11 protein-coding genes are annotated in these 13,370 nt (G+C 35.5%); 4 read left to right on the top strand and 7 right to left on the bottom strand.

Annotation, left to right across the window (positions count from 1 at the left end; genetic code table 11):
• Nucleotide 1: 1 nt before the first annotated feature.
• Nucleotides 2-952, bottom strand: coding sequence for a bifunctional metallophosphatase/5'-nucleotidase (locus ACL9RH_RS18615; RefSeq protein WP_422694849.1), 951 nt, complete (start codon nucleotides 950-952; stop codon nucleotides 2-4).
• Entirely contained in the window at nucleotides 952-1,710 is a 759-nt protein-coding gene (locus ACL9RH_RS18610; RefSeq protein WP_422694848.1) for a 5'-nucleotidase C-terminal domain-containing protein, read from the bottom strand. Before ACL9RH_RS18610 ends, ACL9RH_RS18615 begins: the two co-directional genes overlap by 1 nt.
• A gap of 107 nt (nucleotides 1,711-1,817) precedes the next feature.
• Here ACL9RH_RS18610 and dapA point away from each other — a divergent pair, with 107 nt between their 5' ends.
• The 4 genes from dapA (at nucleotide 1,818) to ACL9RH_RS18590 (ending at nucleotide 4,601) form a co-directional block, all read left to right on the top strand.
• A complete protein-coding gene (dapA, locus tag ACL9RH_RS18605; protein WP_422694847.1) occupies nucleotides 1,818-2,690 on the top strand; it encodes a 4-hydroxy-tetrahydrodipicolinate synthase in 873 nt (290 codons plus the stop codon).
• Nucleotides 2,691-2,783: 93 nt separating this feature from the next.
• Nucleotides 2,784-3,287 (top strand): GNAT family N-acetyltransferase, encoded by a 504-nt coding sequence (locus ACL9RH_RS18600; protein WP_422694846.1) that lies wholly within the window; start codon nucleotides 2,784-2,786, stop codon nucleotides 3,285-3,287.
• Between the two features lie 293 nt (nucleotides 3,288-3,580).
• Entirely contained in the window at nucleotides 3,581-4,162 is a 582-nt protein-coding gene (locus ACL9RH_RS18595) for a helix-turn-helix domain-containing protein (RefSeq protein WP_422694845.1), read from the top strand.
• Entirely contained in the window at nucleotides 4,155-4,601 is a 447-nt protein-coding gene (locus tag ACL9RH_RS18590; protein WP_422694844.1) for a response regulator, read from the top strand. The genes ACL9RH_RS18595 and ACL9RH_RS18590 overlap by 8 nt, the downstream gene beginning before the upstream one ends.
• A gap of 604 nt (nucleotides 4,602-5,205) precedes the next feature.
• Here ACL9RH_RS18590 and recG read toward each other — a convergent pair.
• The 5 genes from recG to ACL9RH_RS18565 all read right to left on the bottom strand — a co-directional run bounded on the left by recG (nucleotide 5,206) and on the right by ACL9RH_RS18565 (nucleotide 13,320).
• Entirely contained in the window at nucleotides 5,206-7,293 is a 2,088-nt protein-coding gene (gene recG, locus ACL9RH_RS18585; RefSeq protein ID WP_422694843.1) for an ATP-dependent DNA helicase RecG, read from the bottom strand.
• A gap of 155 nt (nucleotides 7,294-7,448) precedes the next feature.
• Nucleotides 7,449-7,985, bottom strand: a complete 537-nt coding sequence (locus ACL9RH_RS18580) for a thioredoxin family protein (protein ID WP_422694842.1) — start codon at nucleotides 7,983-7,985, stop codon at nucleotides 7,449-7,451.
• Between the two features lie 43 nt (nucleotides 7,986-8,028).
• Nucleotides 8,029-9,540, bottom strand: a complete 1,512-nt coding sequence (locus ACL9RH_RS18575; protein WP_422694841.1) for a peptide MFS transporter — start codon at nucleotides 9,538-9,540, stop codon at nucleotides 8,029-8,031.
• Nucleotides 9,541-9,808: 268 nt separating this feature from the next.
• The gene (locus ACL9RH_RS18570) at nucleotides 9,809-11,521 is read right to left on the bottom strand and encodes a peptide MFS transporter (RefSeq protein WP_422694840.1); all 1,713 of its coding nucleotides are present in this window, start codon (nucleotides 11,519-11,521) and stop codon (nucleotides 9,809-9,811) included.
• Nucleotides 11,522-11,652: 131 nt separating this feature from the next.
• On the bottom strand, nucleotides 11,653-13,320 hold the full coding sequence (locus ACL9RH_RS18565; protein WP_422694839.1) for a peptide MFS transporter: 1,668 nt from the start codon (nucleotides 13,318-13,320) through the stop codon (nucleotides 11,653-11,655).
• Between the last annotated feature and the right edge of the window lie 50 nt (nucleotides 13,321-13,370).

Below are 13,370 nucleotides of genomic sequence, written 5' to 3'. Positions count from 1 at the left end.
ATTATGCTGTTATGCCGCTGTCTATTACCTGATTGTTCCAGGATATATGCTGTACGTTTTTGTTGATATCAAAATAAAAATCTATTCTTCCTAAAAGCAATCCTGCCCATCCCACCTGGTTCACAAGAACGTTTTTGCCCTGTCTGTTGGTGAAAGATTGAGGTTCCGGAAGAAATGTATGAGTATGACCGCCTAAGATAATATCAATATTCTCTGTATTGGCAGCCAAAATTTTGTCACTTATTTTAGTAGGTTCATCTTTATAATCATAACCTATGTGTGAAAGACAAATTACAAGATCACATTTCTCATCTTTTTTCAAAAAGTTTGAATAATGCTGTGCTACATCAATAGGATTGGAATAAACGGTTTCTGCATATTGCTTTTTACCGACAAGACCATCCAACTGAATTCCGACACCGAAAATTCCCACTTTTATACCATTCTTTTCGAAGATTTTATAAGGAGAAGTATTCCCATCCAGAATGGTGTTTTTAAAATCATAATTGGAACAGATGAACGGAAATTTTGCATTGGGAAGTACCTTTAGAAAACCTTCCAATCCGTTATCAAAATCATGATTTCCCATAGTAGAAGCATCATACTTCATCATGGACATTAGTTTGAACTCCAGTTCCCCTCCGAAGAAATTAAAATACGGAGTTCCCTGGAAAATATCTCCTGAATCAAGAAGCAGTACATTGCTTTCCTGAGTTCGGATTTGTTGTATTAAGCTTGCTCTTCTAGCAAAACCTCCCTGATTAGGATTTTTTGTGTAGCTGGCATCAAAAGGCTCAATTCTGCTATGCTGATCATTGGTATGAAGAATAGTCAGTTTGTTTGCAGATTTTGAATTAAAGATTTTTAACTCTTCCGCCATCATCATATTGGGAGCTAAAGCTGCTGCTAAAGTTCCGCCACCTATTGCTTTTAAAAAACTTTTTCTATCCATTACTTCTTACCGATAAAATTTAAACGAACATCTGTTGGGGGAACTATTTCAGGATTTTTTTTGAAAATTTCAATATATAAATCTCTCAGTTTTACTCCTGTAGGAATAGATTCTCCTTTGGAAAAGAATTTCATATCATCACCTCCAAGAGCAAGATAGTCTGAAGTGGCAATATAATAGTCTTTGTTAGGATCTATTGTTTTTCCGTTAATTAAAGATTTTGATAGTTGTCCGTTCTTTGTTTCAATGTATAAATGAGAAACCGGGTTATTAACTTCTTTTTTCGCATAATAGTCAAAAAGAGCCGGTAGATCTGTCCCTTTCATTTTCACAATGATCAGTTCATTTTCGAAAGGCATTACCTCAAATACATTTTTCAGCATAATATCGCCTTTTCCGATCGTAGTACGAATTCCTCCTATGTTGATAAGAGCTGCATCCACGTTTTGTTTAAGATGAGTCTTGATCCATTGGTCTCCTCCTTCAAAGGTGTAATCGGCTAAAAGATTTCCCAGATTGCTGTTATCACCCTGCTTGGTAAGATCTACACTGGTGTGAGAGATCTTCTGGTTCATTTCTTTATCCAGTTTCTGCTTATAAGGTTCAATAAATTTTACAAACTCCTCATCATTCTTTAGCTCATTATTAATAGAGATATTTTTCTGGGTCCTTACATTCACAATTTGCGGCGTGGAAGCCGTTTTGCAAGCTGTAAGAGATGCCAGAGCAATTCCTATTAACAAGAATTTATTTTTCATAATATCTTTTAGTATATGCAAATATAACTATATGTATAATAAAACATTATTATTTATTACAAATTCTTACTGTAAATGACTAAATTTGGCAAAAATAATTCGAACAGATGAGCATTTTAAAAGGAGTAGGTGTTGCATTGGTAACGCCCTTTAATGAAGATTTATCCGTTGACTTCGAAAGTTTAACAAAACTGGTGGAGTATAATATTGAAAACGGAACCAATTATTTGGTAGTGTTGGGAACTACGGCAGAAGCCGCTACGCTTTCTGCTGAGGAGAAGAAACAGGTAATTGAGCATATCATTAAGGTGAATAATAAACGTCTTCCTTTAGTATTAGGAATTGGCGGCAACAATACTCTTGAAGTAAAGAAACAGATTGAAGAAGAAGATCTTTCGGCGTTTGAAGCAGTACTTTCCGTTTCTCCATATTACAACAAACCTAACCAGGAAGGGCTTTACCAACATTATAAAGCATTAGCTTCTACAGGTAAGAATATTATTATTTATAATGTTCCTTCAAGAACGGGTCAGAATATTGAGGCAGATACAACCATTCGTCTTGCTAAAGAATTTCCGAACCTTTTCATGATTAAAGAAGCAGCGCCAAGTATTTTACAGTACTTTGATATTCTTAGAAAAAAACCGGAAGGATTTTCTTTAGTTTCTGGAGATGATGAGTATACACTTCCAGTAACATTAGCAGGTGGAAACGGAGTAATTTCCGTAATAGGACAGGCTTACCCAAAAGAATTCTCTACCATGGTACAGCTTGCTTTTGAAGGGAAAGTGAAAGAAGCTTATGAGATCCACAACAAACTGGTTGAAATTACCCGTCTGATTTTTGCAGAAGGTAACCCTTGTGGGATCAAAGTCATTTTGGCTGAAAAAGGGATTGTTAAAAACTATTTGAGACTTCCTTTAGTAAAAGCTTCAGAAGGTCTGTATGCTAAAATTAAGGCTGAAATGGTTAACATCTAATAATAGAAGGTCAAATACATTGACATTTATTTAAAATATTGAGAGTGAAAAGCTTAGGCTTTTCACTTTTTTTAATCATAATCACATACAAAAATGAAATTAGTAAAAGCGACAGAAAAGGATATTCCTTTAATTCAGAATCTGGCAAGAAGATCCTGGGAAAAAGCATACGCAGAAATACTTTCTGTAGAACAGATGGAGTATATGCTTTCAGAAATGTATTCTGAAAAAGAAATTATGACTCATTTTCAAAATCCGGATTATCATTATTACTTAGTTCAGGATGAAAATAATAATTCTTACGAAGGGTTTATGGGTTTTGAACTTAATTATGAAGAAAAAACGACCAAGCTGCATCGTATCTATCTTGTACCGGAAAGCAAAGGAAAAGGATTTGGAAAAAGTGCTCTTCAGTTTTTGGATACTTTCGTCTCTGAAAATGGAAACAGAAGAATTATTCTGAATGTGAATAAATATAATGCAGCCAGAAACTTCTACGAGTCCCAAGGTTACAAGGTTTATGACGAAGGAGTCTTTGATATTGGAGGAGGTTATGTGATGGATGATTACCTAATGGAATTTCTAATTCACATATAATTGACTTAAAATTTTGTAACTTTATCCTGTAATTCTATAACAAGTGATTTCTTTTTTTGATCCATCTTTGCTTCAGAACCAAATCACTTATAATAATACATTCATATGCTTGGTTTTGAGCTGATTCAGCTTTTTATCAGTATATTTTTTTCATCCTTAGTGTTTAAATTCCTGTATTCTTCAATACAGGAGTTTTTTTGTATTAAAGAAATGTTAAAAAAAATAATCCTATTTCACTTTTAAATGAAATAAATCATTATATTTACTAAATAATTTGGCTTATTTATACTAGGATGAAAATGTATGTTAAATTTGATTTCAATGCTCTTTGTAAAAAAGTATTGGACGAAAAGCTTAAAGAGCACGGGTTAAAGTACCGGTTGCTCAATTTTGGCGAAGTGGAATTCTATGAACCTTTTACCCAGGAACAACATAAACTTTTCAAGAAAAATCTTGAAGATTATGGGATCGAAATCATAGAAAGCCAAAAAACCGCTTTGGTACAGAAAATAAAAGATGCCATTGTAGAGCTCGTCTTTTCCGATGAGATTATTCCTGTGAAAGCGTCTATTTATATTTCTGAAAAACTGAATCACAGCTATGGATACCTTTCCAATCTGTTTTCAGAAGTTGCTTATACCTCTATTGAGAATTTTATCATTCTTCAGAAAATAGAACATGCGAAAGCATTAATTATAAGAAACAAGCAGAGCCTTACTGAAATTGCCCATAAACTAAACTATTCCAGTGTAGCCCATCTGAGTACACAATTTAAAAATACAACAGGTATTACTCCCTCTCAGTTCCAAAAAATCATAGGAAGAAGACGAAAAGCCCAAAGCACGGCTATAAACCCTAAAATGCAGTATGAATAAAGAATTTTTGAACGTAATAGTAGCAGATAACGATGAGAACACCTTGATTTTTTTTAAAAATATACTAAAAGAGCTTAAAATCTCTATCAAAGTTCAATGTTTCAGTAACGGAAAAGGTCTTATGGAATATCTGAATAATGATGATGCAGTAGTTCCAGAACTTGTTTTTATTCGATATACCATTCCTGGGAAAGATAGCATGGAGTGCCTGGACGAAATACAGTCCAATTTAAAATTCAGCAAGATGGTAACGGCCATTTTTTCCGACCCTATTCCTGAAAGTGAGATTGAAGATATTTTTGTGAGAGGTGCCAATATCTACATGAGAAAACCTGAGTCTTTTGAGACCTTAAAAAAAGTGCTTTCGGAAATTATTACAATAAACTGGCAGTATTATACCTCAGGATTGAATAAAGAGAATTTTATCCTGAAAGTATGATGAATAAAGACTTCTTTTGTTTGTAAGGAACAAAAGAAAAGTTCTATTTGTAACATACTATTCACAAATGGGTGAAAATTTTATAACTAATAATTAAAATAATATAAAATAGGTTTCAATTAATATTCTGACATTTGTAAAAGTAAAATCAGTGACACAAATTTGACTATATAGAAAAGATACAGATGAATGAAAGGTATTATTTCTAGAAAATAAAATATTATATAAATCACGATGTTAGTTAACAAAATGAATTATACTATTTCCAATTATAAAGCATAGAAGATCTTTAAACAAAACGGTACAATCATGAAAACTCAAAGCAGTTGGAGGTATTTTTATTCGTTTCATTCCCTCATCTCCACCTGACCACAGTTAGTTTTTATAATAAGCAAGTTGGAAAAATAATTCATTTTGTTTTTTATAATTTATTTTAATAGTTAGGGTTTAGCTTATTCAAATAATAGATAAATATTTTCACACCACATCACAAAATATTAAGCCTGAACTATTAAAATAAATTTTTTAAACAGACCAAAAGTAATTTCTTCTAAATAACAGTTTTATAAGGGGGCCGCAGGAAATTTTTTTTTCTGCGGTTTTTTTATGAAATTTTACTCCACTTATTTTTTCCTTTATAGTATCGTATATAGTAATTTTTGATGATCATATTATCCGGTCTTGATAACATAGGATCGGCTTCCAGAATTTTTTCAACGGTATTTTTGGTCGTTTTAATGATCGCCGAATCGTTTACGAGATCCAACCTTTTGAAATCTACAACACCACTTTGCTGCGTTCCCAGAATATCACCGGGACCACGGAGCTGCATATCAACTTCAGAAATTTTAAAACCGTCATTGGTTTCCGTCATTGTTTTGATACGGGTTCTGCTTTCTTTGGATAGCTTGTCTGAAGTCATCAGGATACAGTAGCTTTGTTCAGCCCCTCTTCCAACACGTCCTCTAAGCTGGTGAAGCTGTGAAAGACCAAATCTTTCAGAACTTTCAATCACCATTACAGAAGCATTGGGAACATTTACCCCCACTTCAATCACCGTTGTGGCAACCATAATTTCTGCTTTTCCTGAAGCGAAATAGGCCATTGCAGCATCTTTTTCATCCGGCTTCATTTTTCCGTGGAGCATTGTTACGTTATAATCTGAAAAATAATCCATCACGTGTTCCAGGCCTTCCACAAGATTTTTGTAATCTAATGTTTCGGACTCTTCAATAAGAGGGTATACGAAATAAATCTGCCTTCCTTTTTTTATTTCGTCCCGACAGAAATTGTAAACATCTACTCTGTCTTTTTCACGTCTGTGAGCAGTAATGATAGGTTTTCTTCCTACAGGCATTTCATCGATCACAGAAACATCAAGATCTGAATAAAAACTCATCGCCAGTGTTCTTGGGATAGGAGTTGCCGTCATAACAAGAATATGAGGAGGTATTTTATTCTTAGCCCAAAGTTTGGCCCGTTGTGCTACCCCAAAACGATGTTGCTCATCAATAATGGCCAGACCAAGGTTTTTAAACTTTACTTTATCTTCCAGTACGGCATGCGTTCCTACCAAAAATGATAAGGTACCGTTTTCGAGTTCTTCGTGAATGATCCTTCTTTCTGCAGCTTTTGTAGAACCTGTCAGCAGACGGATATTGATTCCTGTTTTTTCCAGCAACTCTTTAATTCCATTATAATGTTGCTGAGCAAGAATTTCTGTAGGAGCCATCAGGCAGCTTTGGAAATCGTTGTCCATTGCAATAAGCATGGTAAGCAAGGCAACCATTGTTTTTCCGGAACCTACATCTCCCTGCAGAAGTCTGTTCATCTGGATTGGCCTTTTCATATCCATCCGGATTTCCTTTAAAACTCTTTTCTGAGCATTGGTAAGATCAAAGGGAAGGTGATTTTCATAAAAATCATTGAAATGATCCCCGATAATAGGAAAAGGATTGCCGTAAGACTGCGTTTTATGATGAAGTTTTTTTAAGCCAAATCCCAATTGAAAAAAGAAAGATTCTTCAAATTTTAAACGGAAATCAGCTTTATCAAAATGTTCCGTATCTTTTGGAAAGTGTACATTCAGGAAGGCATGTTGTCTGGACATAAACTTGAATGTCTTCATCAGATACTCTGGAAAATTTTCTTCTATAAGATTAGGAATCTCCTTGCAGATATTTCGTAATGCATTTTGAAAAAACCGTTGCCCAAGACCTCTTTTAGTAAGCTTTTCAGAACTTGGATAGATAGGTTTCAGGCGGGTATCCCCTTCTTTTTTTTCCTCTGCTTCAATTTCAGGATGAGGCATCGAAAACTTCTGGTTGAAAACATTGATTTTACCAAAAATATAAACGTCTTTATTGATAGGAAGCTGCTCTTTCAGCCATTTAGAATATTGAAACCATACAAGCTCCATGCTTCCGGTTTCGTCATGGAATTTGGCTGATAATCTCTTGGTTTTTCCAGTCTGGATTTCCTGTACCTGGGTAATTCTCCCTTTTAGCTGTATTTCTTGGTTACTTTCTTCTTTAAGCTGAGAAACAGTATAAATTTTACTCTTATCCAGATAGCGGAGAGGGTAGAAGTTCAGCATATCTTCTACAGTGGATAAACCCAACACACTTTTAATGAGTTTGGCTCTTTCCGGGCCTATTCCTTTTACGTATTCTATGGAGGTTTCTAAAGTCATTTTTGGTGTAATCTCCCGAGTTTTGCAAATCCGGGTTTTGAATGAAAAAACAAAGGTTCGAATTTCGGTAAAATAAAAAAGACTTCCAAAAAAATTGGAAGTCTGTATGGTAAAATTTCAGAATTCTATCCGGAAACCGGGATTTTGAAATTTAATTACTCTTTAATTTTAGATTTGAATTTTTTCTGATAATCTTCCCATTGCTCTCTGGACTTAATCTTTTTAAACAAATCTTTTGAGATCAGTTCCAGATAAGGTTCCAGTTCTTTTGCGGAAAGTTCCCCTTGTAAAATGGTGATTGGACCTCCATTTTCATCCAGAAAAACAGTACTGGGTACTGCACCTACATTCATGTATTGAGTGAATTCATGTAATGAGTTTCTTCCTTTTTTATGTTCTGTATTAGGATTGGAAAATGTTCTTCCAAAAATTTCAATATCTTTTTTTTCTTCAGCATTAAATTTTACAGGATAGTAATTCTCATTTAAAATCTGTGCTATTACAGCATGTCCGTAGGTTTTTTTCTCCATGATCTTACAGGGTCCACACCAATCAGCATAAAAATCGATAAGAATCTTTTTTGGATTTTCTTTCTGCGCTTTTAAAGCTTCTTCAATAGTCATCCATTTTACCTGAGCAAAACTGAAATTGAATAGGGATAATAAGAATACTATGCTTAAAATTTTTTTCATATTGTGATATTTATGTAAAAATAAGCATTATTATTACTTATTTCTATTTTACATCCTGCATTAATTTTTTCACGAAAGGAGATATCAAAATTAATACAACTCCGGCAATTACCGCATATAAACCTAATTGTTTATATCCATCGGTGTAAGTGATCAAAGCATCATAGTTGGTAGAACCTTCTTTTGAGGTGGCAAGACTGGCTCCAATAATTCCGGCAACATATTGTCCGTAGGCTGAAGCAAGGAACCACATCCCCATCATCATTCCCTGAAGGTTTTTAGTAGAAAGCTTAGTCATGATTGATAATCCGATAGGAGAGAGGCATAGCTCACCTAGAGTAATGATCAAGAGTGCAAGAGTGAAAAAGTTCAGTGAAGTAATTCCCTGAAGATCTGCAAACAAACGGGTAGCAAATAAAACATAATATCCCAGTCCTAGGAAAATAAATCCTAATCCGAACTTGATAATTGTATTGGGTTCAATTTTTCTTTTATTCAACCAGATCCAAAGAAGTCCAATCAATGGAGCAAGGAAAATAATGAAGAAAGCTCCTCCTGAGTTATTCACACCATTCGGGTCTAACCCCAAAAGATCTTTGTTGAGATTCTTAGCTGCAAAAATACTCAAAGAGCCTCCGCTTTGTTCGTAGATTCCCCAGAATATGATTGAAAATATAATGAAAACTAAAGCCGCCCAAAGTTTTTTACGTTCTGAAGCTGTTACTTTAGACATTTCATAGAATAAATAGATTAAGGTCAATGGCCCGATGGTCCACATAAAATAATCTGTATATTCTGTCTTCGCAACCATCGTCATAATGATTGGGACGAACACCAATGACAAAACATATACTCCGTATTCTTTCCATTTTGGAATGGGAGCTGTTTTTACTTCTGCTAAAGGATGCCCCGGCTGCAAACCAATAGTTCCGAGAGTTCTTTGGGTAAATACAAAATTGATTAAACTTACTACCATTACAATCGCTGCAAGTCCAAAGGCAATATGCCATCTCATTTCTTCTGCAATGATGTTGCCCAAAAATTCACCCTTACCAATTGCAATACAAAGGTAACCACCTAATAAAGCTCCCAGGTTAATTCCCGCGTAGAAAAGTGAAAACCCAGCATCAGCTCTGGAATCATTAGGTTTGTAAAGCTGACCTACCATTGACGAAATATTAGGTTTGAAGAAACCTGTACCCACTACAGTGAAAGCTATTCCTAAAAAAAAGAACTTGTGAGGGTCTGTCGCAAGAATTAAACTTCCTACGATCATTAGAAGACCTCCCCAAAAAAGAGATTTTCTGAATCCTAAGATTTTGTCAGCAAAAAGGCCACCTATAAAGGTGAATGCATATACAAAAGCTTGAGTAGCTCCGTACTGAAGGTTAGCTTCTTTTTCATGGAAATTAAGCTGTGAGATCATAAAGAAAACCAGCATTCCACGCATTCCGTAGAAACAGAAACGTTCCCACATTTCAGAGAAAAAAAGGCTCCAGATCTGCCTCGGGTATTTTCCTTTGAAATCTTGTATTTCATCTAAAGTTAAGCTCATAATGATATATGATTAAATTTTAATTAAGGGGTTTTATTTTCCTGATCCAGTTCAAAACGCATTCTGTCCTGATCAATGATTTGTTTTAATTCTTCTTCTTTTGGGAGATAGTTGATCGGTAGAATTCGCCATTCGAAAAACTTTTTCGTGCGACTGCCTAATGATTTCCTTTATGGACTGGAACAAAGAATCTTCAGAGATTTCCATCGTACGAAAATAAAAAAAACCTCTGACTTGGCAGAGGTTTTATTATATTTTGTTGATACAATTAGTTTACACCGTGCATCATCTTCTTTAAGATTGGAGAGATTAAAGCTAAAATTACAGAAGCAATTCCACAAAGTACAACGAATACCATGAAGAATTCGAATAGGTTATGGATTTCAAATCCTGCAAAAGTAGGATTGTGTAACGGTAGCTGAGCTTTTTCAAAAGCCGCAACCTGATCTGCTGTCAGCGTTACTTTTTTATCTAAAACATCCTGAAGACTTACACCTATTTTTTGTGCTGCTTCAAATTTATCACCGGTTGCCGGTAAGATAGATCCCAACGTTCCTGCTAATGCATAACCAGCAGCGTTTGCGATAAAGAATACTCCATATAATAATGAAGCAAATCTTTTTGGAGCTAGTTTACCTACCAGAGAAAGTCCGATTGGAGAAAGACAAAGCTCACCACAAGTTTGGATGAAATATAGTAAAATTAACCATTTAACAGCTAAAAGCCCATGGCTGCCAAGATCTTTTACGTTGTGTGCAATAATGAAATAAGAAAGAGCAATTAAAGCTAATCCCATCGCTTGTTTGAATGGAGATACAGGCTCTTTTCCTCTGCTTCTCAATTTATCCCAAAGGATACTGAATGGTACTGCTAATGCAACTACGAAGATTCCGTTGAAGATCTGTACCATGGATGGAGGCATATTCCATCCGAAGAAATGTCTGTCTGTCTGGTTATCTGCAATGAACGTTAATGATGAACCTGCCTGCTCAAATGCAGCCCAGAAGAAAATTACGAAGAATGAAACGATATAAATGACCCAAATTCTGTCTCTTTCAATTTTAGTAAGAGAAGTATCGGACATGATTAGGAATGCTAATGCAATACCACTTGCGTATACCAGAGAGTAGATGATGTTCTGTCCTGCAGCAAAGTGGAAAAGGGCTCCTAATACTGCGAAGATAACAACAGAAATCCCTACTGATGCCCCTGAGAATTTAGCAGATTGTGCTTCACCTTCTTCAAAATCTTCAGCGGTATTGTTCTTTGGAAGCCCTCCAATAGGTCTTCCGCTAGGTGTTACTACATATTTATTTTTAAGGAATAAGAACGTAAGTGTTCCTACCATCATAGCAATAGAAGCTGCTAAGAATCCCCATTTGAATGCATGGATATCTCTGATCCCATCAACAGATTTTACATCTCCGATGATTGGGCAGATCAGCTGTCCTAAGAATGCTCCAAGGTTGATCCCCATATAGAAAATCGTAAATGCAGAGTCTAATTTTGATTTTTCCTGTTTTGGATAAAGACTTCCCACCATTGAAGAAATGTTGGGTTTGAAGAAACCATTACCGAAAATGATCACTCCTAATGCCACCCACATAATCATGGTTGCACTTCCTAAGCTGGCACCAAAAGTACTGGCACTGATGAAAAGTAAGAACTGACCAATAGCCATTAAAGTACCTCCAACAAGGATACAATATCTGTTTCCTAAGAATCTGTCAGCAATAAAACCTCCTAACATCGGAGTAAGATAACAAAGAGCAAGGAAACCTCCATAAATAATTGACGCATCTGCCTCCTTCATCAAGAGCGAGTTTACCATAAATAAGGTAAGCAATGCTCTCATCCCATAAAAGTTGAAACGTTCCCACATTTCAGTTCCGAATAGAACCCATAATCCCTTTGGATGTCTGGAACCCTTATTCTCTACAAATTCATCCGGCTTCGGACTTAATGCTTCAATATTATCCATTCTATTGTTAATTTTTGTTAAGACTGACAAATATAGTTTATTTTAGGTTTTTGGCAAGGTTTTAATTTTATTTTTAAATAAAAAAGCTGTGGAGTAGTTCCACAGCTTGCTAATCGTTATAATATCAAGGCTTAATGCCCTTTTTCTTTCATGATTTTGTTCAGTCTTTTCAACATAGAAAGGCCCAAAAGTGTCGCAAATATTAACAAAGCAAAGTTCACTAAGAAGTAGTTGGTTTTGTTTTCATAGCTATACCATGTACTTGCCAGGATCCCGGAAAGTTTGTTTCCTACAGAGTTGGCAAGGAAGAAACCTCCCATCATCAATGCCGTAATTCTTGCAGGAGAAAGCTTGGAAACGAAAGAAAGTCCCATGGGAGATAAACAGAGTTCACCAACAGTAATAACTCCATAACTGGCTACTAGCCATAAAGGAGAAACTTTTACCGCTCCGTTGTCTCCGGCCATCACAGCCAAAACCATCACCAGACATGATAAACCTGAAATGAATAATCCCAATACAATTTTTGTAGGAGTTAAAGGCTCTTTCCCTTTTCTTCTTAATAAAGCCCAGAATCCTACGACAACAGGCGTTAAAGCAATTACCCAGAATGGATTAATAGACTGGAACAGTTCAGTATTATATAGGTAAACTTTATTTTCTGGATTCTTTTCTAAAGCAGCACGTTGTTCAGGAGAAATATTTTTAAAATAAACGTCTTTACCGGTTTCTTTTTGAGTGTCTCCTTTGGCATCCTTTTGAGATCTGAACTGGTTGTCGTAAACAGGAACTTCTTTATCCTCATAGCTCTTTCCGTCTACCATATAGATTCCTTCTAAAGGTTTCTCTAAAGAAGCAGGAACACTTCGGTCTGTGTAGTAATTGGCCCATCTTGTCAATGCAGTTCCATTCTGTTTAAATACCGCCCAGAAAAACATACTGATTAAAAACACAGAAAGTAATGCTCCGATGGAAGCTTTCTCTTCCGGTTTTGCTTTAAAGTAAAGTGAGGCATAGAAATAAATAACAGGAATACAGGCGAAGATAAAGGCGTCTGTACTTGCACTTCCAAAAAGACTGCTTCCAAAAATATCACCCATAAACCAACCAATGGCACCAGCACCTATCGCTGGAAGGAATACTTTAAGCATAATCTCAGAAAGTTTGGTATCGCCTTCCTGTACAGGTTTCATTTGTGCTGCATGGATGTAATGTTTTCTTCCGATAGTAAAGATAACCATCCCGATCAGCATCCCGACACCGGCAGTGATGAAGGCTTCACCCCAACCGAATTTATTACGCATAAAGGCTGCGATAATGTTGCAGATAAATGCTCCGATATTGATTCCCATATAAAAAATATTATATCCGGAATCCTTATTGGCTTTATAAGGTTCTTCAGAATAAAGGTTTCCCAGCAATGTTGATATAGTTGGCTTGAAGAAACCGTTTCCGATAATAATTAATGCCAGGGAAGCATAGAATAAAGGCAAGTCTTTGAAAACACCCATTCCTATGTATCCTGCAGCCATCAGAAAACCTCCGATATAAATAGATCTGATATATCCTAAAACTCTGTCTGCTAAAAATCCGCCAATGAAAGGAGTTAGATAGGTTAATGCTATGTAGGTTCCGAAAATATCATCAGCAGTTTTATCAGGAAGTCCAAGTCCGCCTTTCATACCCGTAGGCTCAATAACATATAGAACAAAGATTCCGAGAATCAGGTAGTACCCGAAACGCTCCCACATTTCTGTAAAAAAGAGAAAAGGTAGCCCTTTAGGATGTTTAGTCTTCATATATTCAATTTTCAAATTTCCCAAAAATAAGTTTTTAATTTCAATTGATA

It is taken from the genome of Chryseobacterium sp. Mn2064 (assembly GCF_049319685.1).
Lineage (GTDB): Bacteria > Bacteroidota > Bacteroidia > Flavobacteriales > Weeksellaceae > Chryseobacterium.
This window is presented reverse-complemented; position numbering and strand designations above follow the sequence as displayed.